The sequence below is a fragment of the Castellaniella ginsengisoli genome (genome assembly GCF_040955415.1).
GTDB lineage: Bacteria > Pseudomonadota > Gammaproteobacteria > Burkholderiales > Burkholderiaceae_B > Castellaniella > Castellaniella ginsengisoli.
On the sequence record NZ_CP158257.1, the window covers coordinates 1,041,739 to 1,057,658 of the forward strand.

Here is a 15,920-nt window from a genome sequence, read left to right on the forward strand (position 1 = left end):
CATGTTCGATACCCTCCTGATCGCCAACCGGGGCGAGATCGCCTGCCGCATCGCAGCCACCGCCCGACGCATGGGCATCCGCACCGTCGCCGTCTATTCCGACGCCGATGCCGACGCCCGCCACGTCCAGGCCTGCGACCGCGCGGTGCACATCGGCGGTCCCGAACCCGCCGCGAGCTACCTGCGCGCCGACGCCATCCTGGAGGCCGCCCGCCGCACCGGCGCCCAGGCCATCCACCCCGGCTACGGATTCCTGTCCGAAAACGCCGGTTTCGCCCGCGCCTGCGCCGACGCCGGCCTGGTCTTCGTCGGGCCGCCGGCCGACGCCATCGCCGCCATGGGCAGCAAATCCGCCGCCAAGACCCTGATGTCCGGCGCCGACGTGCCCCTGGTGCCGGGTTATCACGGCGAGCGCCAGGAAGCCGATTTCCTCCAGGACCAGGCCCGCGCCATCGGCTACCCCGTGCTCATCAAGGCCAGCGCGGGCGGCGGCGGCAAGGGCATGCGCATCGTCCACGCCGATGCCGAATTCCCGGCGGCCCTGGCCTCCTGCCAGCGCGAAGCCGCCAGCAGCTTCGGCAACGCCCAGGTCCTGATCGAGCGCTATCTGCTCAAGCCGCGCCACATCGAAATCCAAATCTTCGCCGACACCCACGGCCAGTGCGTCTACTTGTTCGAGCGCGACTGCTCGGTGCAGCGGCGCCACCAGAAGGTCATCGAGGAAGCCCCCGCGCCCGGCATGACGCCCGAACGCCGCGAGGCCATGGGCCGCGCGGCCGTCGCGGCCGCCCAGGCCGTCGGCTACGTCGGCGCCGGCACGGTGGAGTTCATCGCAGAACCCGACGGACGCTTCTATTTCATGGAGATGAACACCCGGCTGCAGGTCGAGCATCCGGTCACCGAGGCCATCACCGGCCAGGATCTGGTGGAATGGCAACTGCGCGTGGCGGCCGGCCAGCCGCTGCCGCTGCGCCAGGACCAGTTGCGCATCCAGGGCCATGCCATCGAGGCGCGCATCTACGCCGAGAACCCGGACAAGGATTTCCTGCCCAGCATCGGCCGTCTCGACGCCCTGCAATGGCCGCCGCACGTGATCTTCCAGACCGGACCGGTGCGCGTGGACGGCGGCGTGCGCGAAGGCGACATGATCACGCCGCACTACGATCCGATGATCGCCAAGCTGATCGTCCACGGCCAGGACCGCGAACAGGCCCGGCAGCGGATGCTGCGCGCGCTGGGCGCGGTGCGCTGCACCGGCGTGCAGACCAACATCGCTTTCCTGGGCCGGCTGATGGACGATCCGGCCTTCGCCGCCGCCGATCTGGACACCGGCCTGATCGAACGCGGGCATGACCGCCTGTTTCCCGCTCCCCGTGCCAGCGAGGACGGCACGCTGGCCTTGGCCGCCGCCGCCCTGCTGCACCACGACGGCCTGGCCCGCCCCGACGGGGCGGGCGGCGCCGGCCCCTGGCAGCAGGCCGATGGCTGGCGCGTCGGCGGTCGCTACGCGCGTACTCTGACCCTGAGGGACGCGTGCGGCGAGCGCGCCGTGCGCCTGCGCCGCGACGGCGGCGACTGGACCCTGGCGGTGGACGAGCACCCCGCACAGGCCTTCCGCTGGCAGGCCGAAGGCCGCCACCCGGCCCGGGTGCGCATCCGCCTGGGCGGCGCGGAAGCGCGCGGCGATGTCCACCGCGACGGCGCCCGCCTGGACATCTTCGCCGACGGCCGGCGCCAGACCCTGGAGTGGCGCGATCCGCTCGCTCTGGCGGCGGCCGGCGCCGCCGATGAGGCCGGCGGGCTGACCGCCCCCATGCCGGGCAAGATCCTGTCGGTTCTGGTCGCGCCGGGCGAGGCCGTGACGCGGGGCGCGCCCCTGATCGTGATGGAAGCCATGAAAATGGAGCACACCATCGAGGCGCCCCACGACGGGACGGTCAAGGAGGTCTTCTATGCGGTCGGCGATCAGGTGACCGAAGGCGTGACGCTGATCGACCTGGAGGCCACCGAAACCGCCTGAGCGCCGACCGCATCCGGAGGGGAATCCGGTACACTGGATGGCAACCGCTTCATGACCGCCATGTACGACATCCTGGTTTATCTGTTCGAGAATTACTACACGCCCCAGGCCTGCCCACGCGCCGAGGTCCTGGCCAACAAGCTGGCGGCCGCCGGGTTCGAGCACGAAGACATCGACGACGCGCTGAACTGGCTGCGCGATCTGGCCAGCACCACCGAGCGCTGCCTGCCGCTGGCCGTCATGCGCGACGCCCAGCGCGATGCCGCGCGTATCTACACCCATGCGGAATACGCCTCCCTGGGCACCGAGGCCATCGGCTTCATCAGCTTCCTGGAAAACTCCGGCAGCCTGCCCCCGGTCCTGCGCGAGATCCTGATCGAGGCGGCCCAGGCGGCAGACCACTCGCCCCTGTCCCTGGCCGAAATCAAGGTCCTGGCGCTGATGGTCCTCTGGAGCCAGGAGGCCGAGGTCGACCATCTGGTCTTCGAGGAATTGCTGACCGACGACGAAGGCCGGCTGTCCCACTAGCGGCCGTCCCACTAGCGCCTGGCCCGGTGGTCCGCGTGTCCCGCCCGATCCCGTCCGTCCCCCCCGCCCGCCAGGCCTATGCGGGCCGCTTTGCGCCCAGCCCCAGCGGCCCCCTGCACGCCGGGTCTCTGGTGGCGGCCCTGGCCAGCTTCCTGGACGCCCGGGCGCACCATGGCCGCTGGCTGCTGCGCATCGAGGACATCGACGAGCCCCGCGCCGTGGCCGGCGCCGACCGGATCATCCTGCATCAATTGCAGGCGCTCGGCCTGCACTGGGACGAGGCCCCGGTCTGGCAGACCCGGCGCCATGCCCTGTATGAACAGGCTTTCGCCCGGCTGCGCGCCGCCGGACTCATCTACGGTTGCGCCTGCGCGCGGCGCGAACTGCCTCCCGGCCCCTATCCCGGCACTTGCCGGCCGCCGGACGGCGCTTCGATGCCTGCCGGCGCGGTCACCCCCCCGCCCGCCGGGCGCCGCCCCGTCCGCAGTTGGCGCTTCCGGGTCGCGCCGGGTCTGGAGACCTTCACCGACCGCTGGCTGGGGCCGCAATCCCAGGACGTGGCTGCCGAAGTCGGGGATTTCATCGTGCGCCGGGCTGATGGTCTGTGGGCCTACCAACTGGCCGTGGTGGTGGACGATGGCGCACAGGGCGTGACCGACGTGGTGCGCGGCGCCGACCTGCTGGACTCGACGGCCCGCCAGCGACAGCTTGCCCGCGCCCTGGGCCTGGCCCCGCCCCGCGTCCTGCACGTGCCGTTGATCCTGGACGCCGCCGGCCACAAGCTGTCCAAACAGAACCACGCGCCCGCGCTGGACGTCTCGCGGCCTCTGGACTGTCTGCGGGAGGCCTGGCGGGCCCTGGGCTTCGCCGCGCTGCCGGCGGCCACGCCGCAGGCTTTCCTGTCGGCGGCGACCGCCGGCTGGGCGCAACGCTTCGGCCCGCCTCCGGCGCGCGGCGCCTGATGCGCCCCCCGCGCAAGCCGGCGCGGGGCCCAAACGCCGCACCGGACCCAAGGCCTTACAACGGTGTCCGGTGCTCGTCCAACAAAGACTCCAGCAGCGCGGTGCCATCCGCCGCCACCCGCAGCACGCCATAGCGGGCCTGCGCATAGCGCTCGCCTTCGCCCTCGGGGAAGAACCAGCTCCGGGCGCCCCAATCCGCTTCGCCCGAACGCCAATGAAACGCCAGCGCCGTCCGCCCGGCTGCCTGGCCGGCGGCCGCGTCCGGGGGCACAGCCGTCACCTCCGCCAGTTGCCAGACCCCCTGCGCATCGGGCCGCAGCACCAGCCAGCCACGCCCCGCAGCCGCCAATTGCTCGCGCACGGCGGGGTGCCCGGCCAGCCAGCCGGACACGGGCCGGCGCACGGCATAATCCAGCGCCATGTAGTCTCCCTGCATCAGCGAGCGCGGGTCCACGGGCGCCAACTGCAGCACGATCGGCCGGCCCTCGGCCAGGATCGACCGATACTGGTGGATCTGGAGTTGCGCCGCGCCCAGTGCCAGCGCGCCGGCGGCCAACATGCCGAGCGGCCGCGGCCAGGCCGCCAGCCGGGCAGGCGGGCGCAGGGCACTCCGGTGGTCCGGCCAGGCGGCCAGCCCGGCCGCCGCCGCCAGCCAGAGTGCGGCCAGCCCCAGGCCGGCCGCCTTGTGCGCCAGCGGTACGAGCGGGTCCAGGTAGAAGACAGCCAGCCCCGCCAGCACGGCGGCGGCTCCCAGGCATTGCAGCGGCCGGTGTCCGGCCAGACGGCCGAGCAGGATCCAGGTCAGGGCCACCGACAGGCCCGGCGCCTCCAGCCACCCCAGGCTGGCCAGACACAGGACACCGGCGGCCAGCCAGCACCCCCGCGCCGGCAAGGCCCGGCGCGCGGCCAACCAGGCGCCCAGGATCAGGCCGGGCAGCAAGGCGCACGCCAGGCCGGCCAGCCGGTCGGCCGGCGGCAGCGCCCAGACGGCACCGGCCCCGAAGGCCGTGGCCAGCCAGGCCAGCGGCGGCGTGCACAGCAGCAGGGCCCAGGCCAGCGGCCGCCACACCGCCCGGCGCCCGGCCCGCAGCGACAGCACCCAGGCCAGCACCGCCCCGGCCTGGCACCACCACAGGCGCAACATCAGGCCCGGAGGCCAGTCTCCCGGCTCAAGGGGATCGAACAGGCCCCGGCTGCCAGCCACGGCCGGCCAGGTCAACCACAAAACCACCGCCAGCACCACCAGTGCGGTGGCCAGGCGCAAGACCGGCAAGGCGCTGGCGCGAAAGATCACGGCCCCCAGGACCAGGATCGCGGCCAGCGACGGCAACGGCCCTTCGGCGGGCGTCTGCAGGAACAGGAAGCCGCCACCGGCCAGCACCAGCCCGACGCAGGCCAGCACTTCGCCCAGTTGGCTGCGCAGGGCGCCCCGAGGCCCGCGCGCCAGCCACAGCCCCGGCAGCAGCAGAACGGCGCCCAGCAGCAGGGCGCCTTCCGCCTCTTGGATGCCTCCGACGAACACCACCCATATCACCAGCAACAGCACGATGAAGCCCAGGATGCCTGCCCGCAGGAGGGTCAGGAACCAGGGATCGCGATGCGCGGCGCTTTGCGGCACGGGCGCTGCGGCATGCGTCTCCGGAATACCGGCAAGATCCGCCACGGCCTCGCCGGGGCCGGGCCGCACCGCCCGCCAAATCCCGCTCAGGTGGCGCAGCGCCGCCAGCCCCAGCCCCAAGAGCAGCAGAATCACGCCCAGCATCGCCCAGCCATCGTCCACACGGGGCCAGGTCCATTGCCACAACAGCCCCAGGCCCGTGAACAACGTCAGCGCGCCCACGGCCAAGTCGCGGCGCCGGCGGACGTAGACCCAGTACAGCATGGCCAGCACCCCCACCGACAGCGCAGTCAGCCAGAGCATCGAACCGTCGGCCGACATCCGGGGAGCCGTCTGCAGCCAGACCTGCCAACTGGCGCTCCACAACGCCCCCAGCAGCGCCGCCGCGGCGCTTCGCCGGGCCAGGCGCCAAGGGTCTCCGAGCCAGTCGCCAGCCCGCTCGGCCAGCACCAGCAAACCGGCGTTCAGGACGGCTGGCCCGAGCAAGGCCCAGGGCTCGTCCGGCCCGAGCCAGACGGGGGCGCCGGCCCAGAGGTACAGCCCCAGGGCCACATTCAGCAAAGCGGCGCACAGCAGCCACAGGGACACAGACCGCAGCAAAGCCACCCAAGGCAGGGTCAACGCAGCCCAGAGCAGGAACAGCGGCCAGGCATCGGCCCCGGTCTGATAGATCTGGCCCACGAGCGCCAGCAGCGCCCCTGTGCAGAAAGCCGACAGGCCCGCCGCCGGCGCGGCTCCCCGCCGCCCGCGCCAGGCCTGGACGGCTGCCGCCAGGGCGGAGCCGGCCAGCGCGCCGCGCACCAGCCACAGGCGGGCATCGGGCCCCAGCCGCCCCCACTGCGACGCCACCCAGAACACCAGGGCCGTAGCCGCCAGCACCACGGCCAGCAGCACCGCCGCCCGGCTCAGCGGAAGACGCCACCCGGTCGTCTCGAAGGCCCGCCCGGGCACGGAATCGGCAGCGTGCATGTCGTGATGTCCTGTAGGCATACGGAAATGTCCTTTCATGATCTTATCGCGGGCAGTGCCCCCCCGTAGCATAGGCTCACGCATCCATGACCGGAGACACGGCCTTGAAGACTTCTCAGGAAAAACTCCCCGTCACCGTCGTCGGCGCCGGCCTCATGGGGCACGGCATCGCCCAGGTCTTCGCCGCCGCCGGCCACGCCACGACCCTCACCGACATCCATGCGGACACCCTGCGGGCGGCGCCCAGGCAGATCGCCCGCAACCTGGAGCAAATGGCCATGGCGCCCGATGAGGTCCTCGCGAAGCTGCGCCTGGAGGTCTCGCTGGCACGCGCCGTCGCGCATGCCGGGCTCGTCATCGAAGCGGCGGCCGAACGCATCGAACTCAAACAGCAGCTCTTCGCCGACATCGCGGCGGCCGCCCCCGGAACGGCGATCCTGGCCAGCAACACCTCCGTCATCCCGATCACGCGGATCGGACGCGATCTCGATCCGGCCGCCCGCGCGCGTCTCGTGGGCACGCATTGGTGGAACCCCCCGCATCTCATCCCGCTGGTCGAAGTGGTGCGCACCGCCTTCACGACCGACGCGGTATTCGAACACACCATCGCACTGCTGCGGGCCGCCGGCAAACAGCCGGTCAAGGTTCTGAAGGACGTGCCGGGATTCATCGGCAACCGGCTGCAGCACGCCTTGTGGCGCGAGGCTCTCTCGCTCGTGCACCAGGGGGTGTGCGATGCCGGCACCATCGATCAGGTCGTCAAGCGCGGCTTTGGCCTGCGGATGTCCGTGTTGGGCCCCATGGAAAATGCCGACCTCGTGGGGCTTGAGCTGATCCGCAGCGTCCATCAGCTGCTTTTTCCGGACCTGGACGGCAGCGCGACGCCCTCGCCGTTGCTGACCGAATTGCTGGACCAGGGCCGCTCGGGCATGCGGGCCGGCCAGGGCCTGCTCGACTGGCCCCCCGAACAGGCCGATGCGGTGCGGGACCGGCTGGCGCGCCACCTGATCGCCCTGCGGGCCGGCGCATCCCCCGATACCTGAGCCGCTGGCGCCTACCCCTGGCCGGGCTCGCCCGCCCGCCGATAGTCACGCGTCGTCTTGCCCGTCCAGCGCTTGAAGGCGCGGCGAAAATTCGTGGATTCCGAAAACCCCAGCAGCAAGGCGATATCATCGCCGTTCATCCGGGTGGTCCGCACATACTCCACCGCCAGCGAACTGCGCACATCGTCCAGGATCGCTGAAAAAGACGTACCCTCCGCGCTCAGGTGCCGCCGCAGATTGCGCGAGGTCATGCCCAACTGGGCCGCGATTGTCTCCATGCCGGGAAACTCGCCCGGCCGGCGCAGCAGACGCCGATAGACCTCGCCGGCCATGCCCGACAAGGTTCTGGCATTGCTGATCAAACCTTCGCAGGTCTGCTGCAGCACGGTGGCCGTCAACCGATGCGCCAGCAAGGGGCGCTGGTCCAGAATGGCGGCGTCATAGTGAAGTTCGCACTGCGGGTGGTCGAACTCGCAGGGGCAGCCCAGGAAGCGCTCGTAGATCTCGGCATAGGCGGGCGCGGCATACGAAAAATACGCCCTGATGGGAAAGCGGGGGCGGCCGAACACATCTTGCAGATGCGTCACGTGCTGCATGTACTGCTGCTCGATCAGGAAGCGGCGGATGTCCGGCGATTCGTTGCACACGAGGGCGTCGGGAAAGGACCAGACCGCCCGGTCGTCGCGCTCGGTCCACTCGATGGCCAGGGTCGGCGTGGCCAGCGAATGATATTTCACGCCCAGCAGGAAATAATCGCGCATTTGCAGGCATGACATGAGCGCGTAGCCGTACATGCCGTAGGCCGACAGGTGCAGCCGCGCACCGGTCAGGAACGGCGTGGCGGGATCGGCGCCCAGGGCCAAGGCATTGCCGCAGACCTCGACGTACTGCCGGATCGAGGTCAGCGCCGCGGCATCGTAGATGCCGCCTTCGTCCACCCCGGTGCCCTGCAGGCTGCGCCGCGGCGGGATGCCCTGCTCGGCCAGCACCTCGACCAGCGCGGCGATCTTGTAGGGCGCGTAAATGCGTTCGTTATAGGTAGGAGGGCGGTGCCGCATACGTCGTGGTGCTTCCGATGATGATCTGCAGTCGTCCGGAATTGATCTTATCATCCATCCGGGACTCGATTACTCTTTTCCGGCGGCCTCATCAGGCCCGCGACACCCCCTCTTGGGAGACAGGGATCGGCATGAAACTACAGCACAAGGTCGCACTGATCACGGGCGCCGGGCGCGGCATCGGCGCAGCCACCGCCCTCAAATTCGCGCGGGAGGGCGCCACAATCGTCGCTTGCGACATCCACGAAGACGCCGTGCAGGATACGCTGCGAGACTGCCGCGCCGCCGGCGCCGCCGCCATCGGCCTCGCCGCCGACGTCACGGACCGCCCCGGCTTCGGCCAGGCCGTCGACACGATCCTGGCGCAGTTCGGCCGGGTCGACATCCTGGTGAACAACGCCGGCATCACGCGCGACGCACGCCTCGTGAACATGACCGAAGCGCAGTTCGACGCAGTGATCGATGTGAACCTGAAAGGCATCTTCAACGCCGCCCAGGCCGTCGTGCCCGGCATGATCGAGCGCGGCCGGGGCGTCATCCTGAATGCCAGTTCGGTGGTCGGGCTGTACGGCAATTTCGGCCAGACCAACTACGTGGCCGCCAAGGCCGGCGTCATCGGTTTCACCCGGACCTGGTGCCGCGAACTGGGCCCCAAGGGCATCCGGGTCAATGCCGTGGCGCCCGGTTTCATCCAGACGCCCATGCTCGACAGCGTGCCCGAGACCGTTCTGGCGCGCATGAACGAGCAAGTCCCGCTGCGCCGCCTGGGCCAGCCCGAAGAAGTCGCCAATCTCTACGCTTTCCTGGCCAGCGACGAAGCCAGCTACATCAACGGCGCGGTGATCGAGGTCACCGGCGGACTGAGGCTCTGACATGTCGATCACACAACGCCTGCAGGTCCCCGAGGGACTGAACGTACTGGTCACCGGCGGCGCGGCCGGCATCGGCGCCGCCATCGCGGCGGGCTTTCTGGAAACGGGCGCCCGGGTCTATGTGTGCGACATCGATGCGCAGGCGCTGGCGGCCTTCCAGGCGCGCCACCCCGGCTGCCTGGGCGCCGCCGCCGACGTCGGCCGGGAAGACGCGGCCGCCCAGGCGGTGCATGAGGCGGCCCAGGCGTTGGGCGGCCTGGACGTGCTGGTGAACAACGCCGGCATCGCCGGCCCGGCCGGCGGCATCGAAACCCTGTCCGTTCCGGATTGGGAACAGACGATCCAGACCAACCTGAACAGCCAATTCTATTTTCTGCGCCATGCCATCCCTTACCTGAAACAATCCAGCCGCAACCCGCTCATCGTCGCGATGTCCTCTGTGGCGGGCCGCCTCGGCTATCCCTTGCGCACGCCTTACGCCGCATCCAAATGGGCCATCATCGGGCTCATGAAATCCCTGGCGGCAGAGCTCGGCCCCGAGGGAGTCCGCATCAACGCGGTCCTGCCCGGCCCCGTCGCCGGGCCGCGCATGGACCGTGTCATCGCCGCCCGCGCCCAGGCCCTGGGGCTGGACGATGCGACCGTACGGACACAATACCTCGACAGGATTTCCCTGCGGCGCATGGTCTCGGCCGAAGACATTGCCGCCATGGTCCTGTTCCTGGCCACCCCGGCCGCCGCGAACGTCACCGGCCAGGCCATCAGCGTGGACGGCCACGTCGAATACCTGTAGCCCGCTCTTCAGGGCGGCGCGCAGCGCCGGGCGCTCTCCTGAAATCCAACGTCTAGAATCCAACCGCCCCGGCACCCTTGAGATCCAGCATCCGCCGCACCTCCTCCGGCGTCGCGATCTCCAGCGACAGTTCTTCCAGGATACGGCGGATCTTGCGCACCTGGTCCGCATTCGAAGGGGCCAGCTCGCCCCGGGACAGGAACAGGCTGTCTTCCAGTCCCACGCGCACGTTGCCGCCCATGACCGCCGACAGGGTGGACAAGGCCATCTGGTGCCGGCCTGCGCCCAGGACGGAAAACCGGTAGCGATCCCGGCCGAACAGGTGATCGGCGACGCCGCGCATATGCGCCAGATTCTCGGCATCCGCGCCGATGCCGCCCAGCACGCCGAAGATGAACTGGATGAACAAGGGGCCTTGCACCAGGCCCTCGTCCACGAAATGGGCCAGGTTGTAGAGATGCCCCACGTCGTAGCACTCGAACTCGAAGCGCGTGCCATGGGTCTGCCCGAGGGCCTGCAGGATATGCGCGATGTCCTTGAACGAGTTGCGGAAGATCTGGTCTTCCATGCCTTCGACATAGGGCTTTTCCCAGGCGTGCTTCCAGGTGCCGATGCGCCGTGCGACGGGGTGGATGGAGAAGTTCATCGATCCCATGTTCAAAGAACACATCTCGGGTCTGGCCAGCAGCGGATAGGCCAGACGCTGGGCCAGGCTCATGCGCGTCGTGCCGCCCGTCGTGATGTTGATGACGGCATCCGTGGCCGCCTTGATCCGCGGCACGAACCGCTGGAAGACCTCCGGGTCGGGCGTGGGCCGGCCATCGGCCGGATCGCGGGCATGCAGATGCAGGATGGCGGCGCCCGCCTCGGCCGCCGCGATGGCTTGCTGCGCGATCTGCTCGGGCGTCAGGGGCAGGTGGGGCGACATCGACGGCGTATGGATGCCGCCCGTGATGGCGCAAGTGATGATGACCTTGTCAGTCGCGTGTTTCATATCCATGTATCCAGGCATCTGCGCGGCCCGCCGGGCCGCGGGGTTCAAACCGCCAGCCATTGCGCCAGCAGTTCCTCATTTCCGGCAATTTCCTGCGGCGTGCCCTCGCGCACGACCCGGCCGTGGCCCATCACGCACATGCGCGTGGACACGCGCAGCGCGATGGTCAGCTTCTGCTCCACCAGAACGACCGATACGCCCTGCCGATGGACGTCCGCGATGCACTCGCTGACGGCGGCGACAATCTGCGGCGCCAGCCCTTCGGTGGGTTCGTCGATCAGCAACACCCGCGGATTGCCCAGCAGGGATCTGCAGATCGTCAGCATCTGCTGCTCGCCCCCGGACAGACTGCCCGCCAGCGTGCCGCGCCGCTCTTTCAGGCGGGGGAAATAATCGAACATCTGCGCCGCGGTCCAGGCCGGCACCCCTTCGGGGCAGGGCTGCATGCCCATGCGCAGATTCTCGTCGACCGTCAGATTGGCAAAGATTTCGCGCTCCTCCGGCACATAGGCGATGCCGGCCCGGGCGATCTCATACGGGCGCCGCCCGGCCAGTTCGCGGCCATCGAGCACCACCCGGCCTGACGAAGGCCGCACCAGCCCCATGATGGCTTTCAGGGCGGTGGACCGGCCCGACCCGTTGCGCCCGACCAGCCCGACGACTTCGCGGCGCCGCACCTCCAGGGTCACGCCGCGCAGGACGTGGCTTTTGCCGTAATAGGCGTGCAGGTCCCCGACCCGCAGCACCGGTGCTTCTGTATTCATGCCATGGCCTCCTCGCCCAGATAGGCTTCCCGCACGCGGGGATCCCGGCGGATCTCCTCGGGTGTCCCGCTGGCGATGATTTCGCCGTACACCAGCACGCTGATACGATCGCTCAAGGCGAACACGACCTCCATGTCATGCTCGACGATCAGCAGCGCGCGGCCTTCCGTGACCTCACGGATGAGCGCGGTGGTGTAGCGGGTCTCTTCGCGCGACATGCCGGCCATGGGTTCGTCGAGCAGGATGATCCGGGGCTCCGAAGCCAGCGTCATGGCGATTTCCAGCGAGCGCTGCTCGGAATAGGACAGCTCGCCGGCCAGGGCGCCCGCCCGCCCGCCCAGGCGGACGCTTTCGAGCAGGTATTCGCTGCGTTCCCGCACCGGGCCGTACCGGTCGACCAGCCGCCAGAAGCAATACTGCAGGCCGTAGGAGCGCATCACCGCCAGGCGGATGTTCTCGAAGACCGTCAGTTGCGGAAAGAGGTTGGTGATCTGGAACGAACGCGCCAGGCCCAGCCGGTTGACCGCTTGCGGGCTGCAGCCCGCGATGGGCCGGCCCGCCAGCCGGATGTCGCCCGCGCTCGGACGCAGGTGCCCCGACACCAGATGGAACAGCGTCGACTTGCCCGCGCCATTGGGGCCGATGATGGCGTGCCGCTCGTGCGGGCCCACTTCCAGGCCGACGCCGCGGATGATTTCCACCGGACCGAAGGACTTGCGGACCCCTTCGAGGGAAAGAACGGCTGTATGCGTCATGTGAGCCTCCGTTCCGCAAGCGTGCCCGCCTGCGGCCCAGACGCATCGGCAGCCGTCTCGCGCAGGCGGCCGATGGCGGCCGACGCGGCCCGCCAGCAGCCCCACCCCAGCGCCGTCAACGCGGCGGGAACCAGCCACGTCAGTACGTCCGTGGGCCGCCAGGCGCCTCCGAACAACTCGACCGCAGGCCATGGCCAGGCGTCCGTGGCCCGGGCCAGATTCCGGTAGTCCTGCGAAAACAGACGCTGCAGCAACTCGGTCAGGAAAACGACGGCCGCCGCAAAGCTGAGGCCCGCCAGCAGGTAAAGGCCGGCGCCCGGCGCCACGGCGCGGCCTCCATGCTGTTTCATGAAGCGGCCGGCCAGTTCCAACAGGCCCGCCAGCCCGGTCGGCATGAACATGATGACCAGCACGAACAACGCCCCCTGGTACAGCAGCCAGGACTGGGTCAGGTCCGAGACCGCATAGCCGAAGAAGGTCACCAGGGCCGCCCCGAGGGCGGGGCCTAGAAAGGCATGCACGCCGCCGATATAGGTGTTCAGCACGACGGCGGCCGACAGCGAGGTGTCGAACATGACGTAGTTGGCCGATTCATTGCTCAGGACCTGGAGACCGCCGGCAATGCCCGAGAACATGCCCGACAGCGCAAAGATCAGGACGCTGATGCGGTGCACGTCATAACCCAGGAAGCGCAGACGGTGGCTGTTTTCCCGCAGCCCCAGGGCCAGGCGACCCAGCGGCGTGCGTGTCAGCAGATACAGCAGCGCCAGACTGGCCAGAACCCAGGCCAGGGTCAGGTAATAGACTTCCACGGTGGAGCCGAACGTCAGGCCCCAGGCCGGCATGCGCATCGAAGAAATACCGGCTTCGCCGCCGAAGACGCCCTTGAGCTGCGGTGCGATGGCGTGCAGCAGTTCGGCGATGGCCAGCGTGATCATGGCGAAATACGCCCCTGTGCGCTGGGTCGAGAACCAGCCCGCCACCAGGCCGGCGAGCAGGCCGCCCGCCGCACCGGCCAGCGGCATCCATGGCGTGGGCAGCAGACCCGCGCCCCCCAGCGCATTCATGGCGTGGATGGTGGCGAAGGCGCCCACGCCGAAATAAGCCGAATGTCCGAAGGACAGCATGCCGGCATGGCCGCACAGCAGGTTGTAGGCGCAGGCGAACAGCGCGGCGATCAACATGGAAATCGCCGCATTCACCAGGCCGTCCGAAAGCGCCAGGGGCGCGGCGATCAGCAGCGCCACGCCACCGGCGAGCAGAATCGTGCGGATGTTCATGGCTTCACTCCTTCTCGCCCATCAGCCCGCTGGGGCGCACCAGCAGCACCAGCAGCATCAGGGCGAACGGCAAGCTGGCGGCCAGGCTGGAGACCTTCAGGGCGAGGATGCCGCCGGCATCCTCCGCCAGCCCCCCCAGCCCCAGCCAGGCCAGCAGATCGGCGGGCGTGGCGTCGACGCCGACCGCCACCGACGTCACCACCCCGATGAGCAGCGAAGCCAGCATCGCGCCTTCCAGCGATCCCAGGCCGCCGATGACCACCACCACGAATACCAGCACGCCCAACTCCAGCGCCATGTTCGGACTGGTGGTGTAGAACGCGCCGGCGACCGCGCCGGCCAGCCCGGCCATGACGGCGCCCACGCCGAAGACCCCCATGAAGACGCGCGGCACATTGTGGCCCAGCGCCTCCGCCATCTGCGGCCGGTGGATGGCGGAACGCACGATGATCCCCACCCGGGTGCGCGACAGCAGCAGGTAGAGCGCCCCGAACATGCCAATGGCCACGGCCCCCATGAAAAGCCGGTAGGCCGGGTAGTCCAGGCCGCCCAGCGTGAAGGCCGCGAAATCCAGGTCGGCCGGCACGCGGTAGTTCACGGGGTAGTCGCCGAAGAACAGCTTGACCAGTTCGACGATGATGAACGACAGCCCGAAGGTGATCAGCAATTCGTGGGCATGCCCATGCCGGTGCACGCGCCGCAGGATATAGCGCTCGACCAGGACGCCGAGGATCCCGACGAGCACGGGCGAGACGATGACCGCCGGCCAGAAGCCGATCGACGCCTGCAAGGCATAGGCAAAATAAGCCCCCAGCATGTAGAACGAAGCATGCGCGAAATTGAGTATCCCCATCATGCCGAAGATGAGCGTCAGGCCGGCCGACACCATGAACAGGAGCAGGCCGTAGACGACGCCATTGAGCAGCGGGGTGGCGAGATGTTCCATGAGATTCCCCTGGTGTCACGCGACGCTCAGCCGGGGCGCTGCATCCGGCAGGTGGCCTGGACGGGCACGGCGGCTTCCCGAGCCGTGAACCGTTTCACCGGCTTGAAGCCCAGGTCGGTGCCATCCGCCTTGTACCGGGCTTCGCGGGACACGACCGACACGGCCAGCGGCAGCAGCGCCTGGTGATCCTCGGCCCGCATGCTGAGGGTGCCCATGGGCGTCTCGATCGAAACCTGCTCGATCCGCTGCGCCAGTTTGCGCACGTCCAGCTTTCCGTCCCCGGCCGGCACCTGCTTCAATGCCTCGCCCACCAGAAGCACCCCGAAGACCGTCTGCGGCTCGATGAAGGTCGGCGCGTGGCCCACCTTGGCTTCGTAATCCTTCACGAATGCAGCCCCCGCCTCTCCCGCCGCCTCGGGGTTGAAGGCCTGCGCGACGTAGCCGCCCAGCGCCACCTCGCCCGCATTGGCGATGTTGCCGGGCTGGTCCAGGTAGACCGTTCCGAAGCGGGTCTTCAGGCCGGCCGCCTTGGCGGCCTTCATCAGCAGCAACAGATCGCTGCCCCAGTTGCCGGTCATCACCGTATCCGCCTGCGCGGCCGCGATCTTGTTCACATAGGGGGAAAAGTCCTGGATCTTGCCGACGTCATGCAGGGTTTTCTCGACCACGGTATAGCCGCCCGGCCCGGCCGCATCCACGATGGCCTGTTCCATGTCCTGTCCCCAGGAATAGTTTTGATTGATGGAATAGACCCGCCGGCCCAACGCCCCATCCTGCTTCATGCCGGCCACCAGCGCCTTGACCCGCATCGGCGCATTGCCGGCGACGCGGAAATGGTAGAACTGGCATTTGTCGCCCGTGAGCGACTGCGCTTCAGCGCCGACGTTCAGGTAGATCAGCTCGCGCCCGGGATTGCGCAGATTCCATTTGCGCACATCCTCCGTGATCTGGCCGCCGATGGCGGAAGACGCCCCCTGTACGACGACCTGCGCGCCGTCGGAAATGGCCGCCTTCAGCTTGGCGGCCGCGCCCGCCGGCCCGCCCTGGTTGTCGTATTCCATCAATTCGAGCGGCTGTCCATGCCAGCCGCCCTCGGCATTGATGCGGTCCACCGCGTAGCGCACGGCGGCCCGGTAGGTCAGGCCCGTCGATGCCTGCGGGCCGGACAGCGTCTCCACGATGGCGATCTTGACCGGCGCGGCGGTCGCCAGCGCCGAAACCAGCAGCGCGCCGGGCAGCAACGCCCCCTTCAACACAGCATGCGACTTTTTCATGAGTGTCTCCTCCATGAGAGCAATCAACCGGCGTATCCATGCGC

The 15,920-nt window shown here is 69.2% G+C and carries 14 protein-coding genes; 6 read left to right on the forward strand and 8 right to left on the reverse strand.

The window, feature by feature from the left end; all coding sequences use genetic code 11:
* The first annotated feature begins 1 nt into the window (after window position 1).
* From ABRZ00_RS04855 to gluQRS, 3 genes are read left to right on the forward strand one after another with little or no spacing between them, the layout of a single operon-like run.
* Complete coding sequence (locus tag ABRZ00_RS04855) at window positions 2-2,020, forward strand: biotin carboxylase N-terminal domain-containing protein (RefSeq protein WP_368640932.1); 2,019 nt, start codon at window positions 2-4, stop codon at window positions 2,018-2,020.
* A 60-nt stretch (window positions 2,021-2,080) separates the two neighbouring features.
* Window positions 2,081-2,548, forward strand: coding sequence for a DUF494 family protein (locus ABRZ00_RS04860; RefSeq protein ID WP_368642781.1), 468 nt, complete (start codon window positions 2,081-2,083; stop codon window positions 2,546-2,548).
* A gap of 35 nt (window positions 2,549-2,583) precedes the next feature.
* Window positions 2,584-3,510: a tRNA glutamyl-Q(34) synthetase GluQRS gene (gene gluQRS, locus ABRZ00_RS04865; RefSeq protein WP_368640931.1), complete on the forward strand. Its 927-nt coding sequence runs from the start codon at window positions 2,584-2,586 to the stop codon at window positions 3,508-3,510.
* A 55-nt stretch (window positions 3,511-3,565) separates the two neighbouring features.
* Here gluQRS and ABRZ00_RS04870 read toward each other — a convergent pair whose 3' ends face one another.
* Window positions 3,566-6,097 carry a GDYXXLXY domain-containing protein gene (locus ABRZ00_RS04870; RefSeq protein WP_368640930.1) on the reverse strand — a complete coding sequence of 844 codons (2,532 nt, stop codon included), beginning with the start codon at window positions 6,095-6,097 and terminating at the stop codon, window positions 3,566-3,568.
* 104 nt (window positions 6,098-6,201) lie between these two features.
* On the opposite strand from ABRZ00_RS04870, the gene ABRZ00_RS04875 reads away from it, so the two are divergent.
* Entirely contained in the window at window positions 6,202-7,140 is a 939-nt protein-coding gene (locus tag ABRZ00_RS04875; protein WP_368640929.1) for a 3-hydroxyacyl-CoA dehydrogenase family protein, read from the forward strand.
* A gap of 11 nt (window positions 7,141-7,151) precedes the next feature.
* Here the strand turns inward: ABRZ00_RS04875 and ABRZ00_RS04880 are convergent, their stop codons facing one another.
* Window positions 7,152-8,198, reverse strand: a complete 1,047-nt coding sequence (locus tag ABRZ00_RS04880; RefSeq protein WP_368640928.1) for an AraC family transcriptional regulator — start codon at window positions 8,196-8,198, stop codon at window positions 7,152-7,154.
* A 131-nt stretch (window positions 8,199-8,329) separates the two neighbouring features.
* Here ABRZ00_RS04880 and fabG point away from each other — a divergent pair, with 131 nt between their 5' ends.
* Together fabG and ABRZ00_RS04890 are read left to right on the forward strand one after the other, a co-directional pair.
* Window positions 8,330-9,070, forward strand: coding sequence for a 3-oxoacyl-[acyl-carrier-protein] reductase (fabG, locus tag ABRZ00_RS04885; protein ID WP_343837537.1), 741 nt, complete (start codon window positions 8,330-8,332; stop codon window positions 9,068-9,070).
* A 1-nt stretch (window position 9,071) separates the two neighbouring features.
* The gene (locus tag ABRZ00_RS04890; RefSeq protein ID WP_368640927.1) at window positions 9,072-9,863 is read left to right on the forward strand and encodes an SDR family oxidoreductase; all 792 of its coding nucleotides are present in this window, start codon (window positions 9,072-9,074) and stop codon (window positions 9,861-9,863) included.
* A gap of 52 nt (window positions 9,864-9,915) precedes the next feature.
* Here the strand turns inward: ABRZ00_RS04890 and ABRZ00_RS04895 are convergent, their stop codons facing one another.
* From ABRZ00_RS04895 to ABRZ00_RS04920, 6 genes are read right to left on the reverse strand one after another with little or no spacing between them, the layout of a single operon-like run.
* Window positions 9,916-10,857 (reverse strand): 3-keto-5-aminohexanoate cleavage protein, encoded by a 942-nt coding sequence (locus tag ABRZ00_RS04895; RefSeq protein WP_368640926.1) that lies wholly within the window; start codon window positions 10,855-10,857, stop codon window positions 9,916-9,918.
* 44 nt (window positions 10,858-10,901) lie between these two features.
* The gene (locus ABRZ00_RS04900; RefSeq protein ID WP_368640925.1) at window positions 10,902-11,621 is read right to left on the reverse strand and encodes an ABC transporter ATP-binding protein; all 720 of its coding nucleotides are present in this window, start codon (window positions 11,619-11,621) and stop codon (window positions 10,902-10,904) included.
* Window positions 11,618-12,376 carry an ABC transporter ATP-binding protein gene (locus ABRZ00_RS04905; RefSeq protein WP_368640924.1) on the reverse strand — a complete coding sequence of 253 codons (759 nt, stop codon included), beginning with the start codon at window positions 12,374-12,376 and terminating at the stop codon, window positions 11,618-11,620. The genes ABRZ00_RS04900 and ABRZ00_RS04905 overlap by 4 nt, the downstream gene beginning before the upstream one ends.
* Entirely contained in the window at window positions 12,373-13,656 is a 1,284-nt protein-coding gene (locus tag ABRZ00_RS04910) for a branched-chain amino acid ABC transporter permease (RefSeq protein ID WP_368640923.1), read from the reverse strand. Before ABRZ00_RS04910 ends, ABRZ00_RS04905 begins: the two co-directional genes overlap by 4 nt.
* A 4-nt stretch (window positions 13,657-13,660) precedes the next feature.
* Entirely contained in the window at window positions 13,661-14,602 is a 942-nt protein-coding gene (locus ABRZ00_RS04915) for a branched-chain amino acid ABC transporter permease (protein ID WP_368640922.1), read from the reverse strand.
* A gap of 26 nt (window positions 14,603-14,628) precedes the next feature.
* Window positions 14,629-15,876: a branched-chain amino acid ABC transporter substrate-binding protein gene (locus tag ABRZ00_RS04920; protein ID WP_368640921.1), complete on the reverse strand. Its 1,248-nt coding sequence runs from the start codon at window positions 15,874-15,876 to the stop codon at window positions 14,629-14,631.
* Between the last annotated feature and the right edge of the window lie 44 nt (window positions 15,877-15,920).

What these genes read in the sequence shown, in the direction of transcription:
- ABRZ00_RS04880 (WP_368640928.1), bottom strand. Translation starts at nt 8,198, where the DNA reads ATGCGGCACCGCCCTCCTACCTATAACGAACGCATTTACGCGCCCTAC.
- ABRZ00_RS04895 (WP_368640926.1), bottom strand. Translation starts at nt 10,857, where the DNA reads ATGAAACACGCGACTGACAAGGTCATCATCACTTGCGCCATCACGGGC.
- ABRZ00_RS04910 (WP_368640923.1), bottom strand. Translation starts at nt 13,656, where the DNA reads ATGAACATCCGCACGATTCTGCTCGCCGGTGGCGTGGCGCTGCTGATC.
- ABRZ00_RS04900 (WP_368640925.1), bottom strand. Translation starts at nt 11,621, where the DNA reads ATGAATACAGAAGCACCGGTGCTGCGGGTCGGGGACCTGCACGCCTAT.
- ABRZ00_RS04870 (WP_368640930.1), bottom strand. Translation starts at nt 6,097, where the DNA reads ATGCACGCTGCCGATTCCGTGCCCGGGCGGGCCTTCGAGACGACCGGG.
- ABRZ00_RS04905 (WP_368640924.1), bottom strand. Translation starts at nt 12,376, where the DNA reads ATGACGCATACAGCCGTTCTTTCCCTCGAAGGGGTCCGCAAGTCCTTC.
- fabG (WP_343837537.1), top strand. Translation starts at nt 8,330, where the DNA reads ATGAAACTACAGCACAAGGTCGCACTGATCACGGGCGCCGGGCGCGGC.
- ABRZ00_RS04855 (WP_368640932.1), top strand. Translation starts at nt 2, where the DNA reads ATGTTCGATACCCTCCTGATCGCCAACCGGGGCGAGATCGCCTGCCGC.
- ABRZ00_RS04860 (WP_368642781.1), top strand. Translation starts at nt 2,081, where the DNA reads ATGTACGACATCCTGGTTTATCTGTTCGAGAATTACTACACGCCCCAG.
- ABRZ00_RS04890 (WP_368640927.1), top strand. Translation starts at nt 9,072, where the DNA reads ATGTCGATCACACAACGCCTGCAGGTCCCCGAGGGACTGAACGTACTG.
- ABRZ00_RS04920 (WP_368640921.1), bottom strand. Translation starts at nt 15,876, where the DNA reads ATGAAAAAGTCGCATGCTGTGTTGAAGGGGGCGTTGCTGCCCGGCGCG.
- ABRZ00_RS04915 (WP_368640922.1), bottom strand. Translation starts at nt 14,602, where the DNA reads ATGGAACATCTCGCCACCCCGCTGCTCAATGGCGTCGTCTACGGCCTG.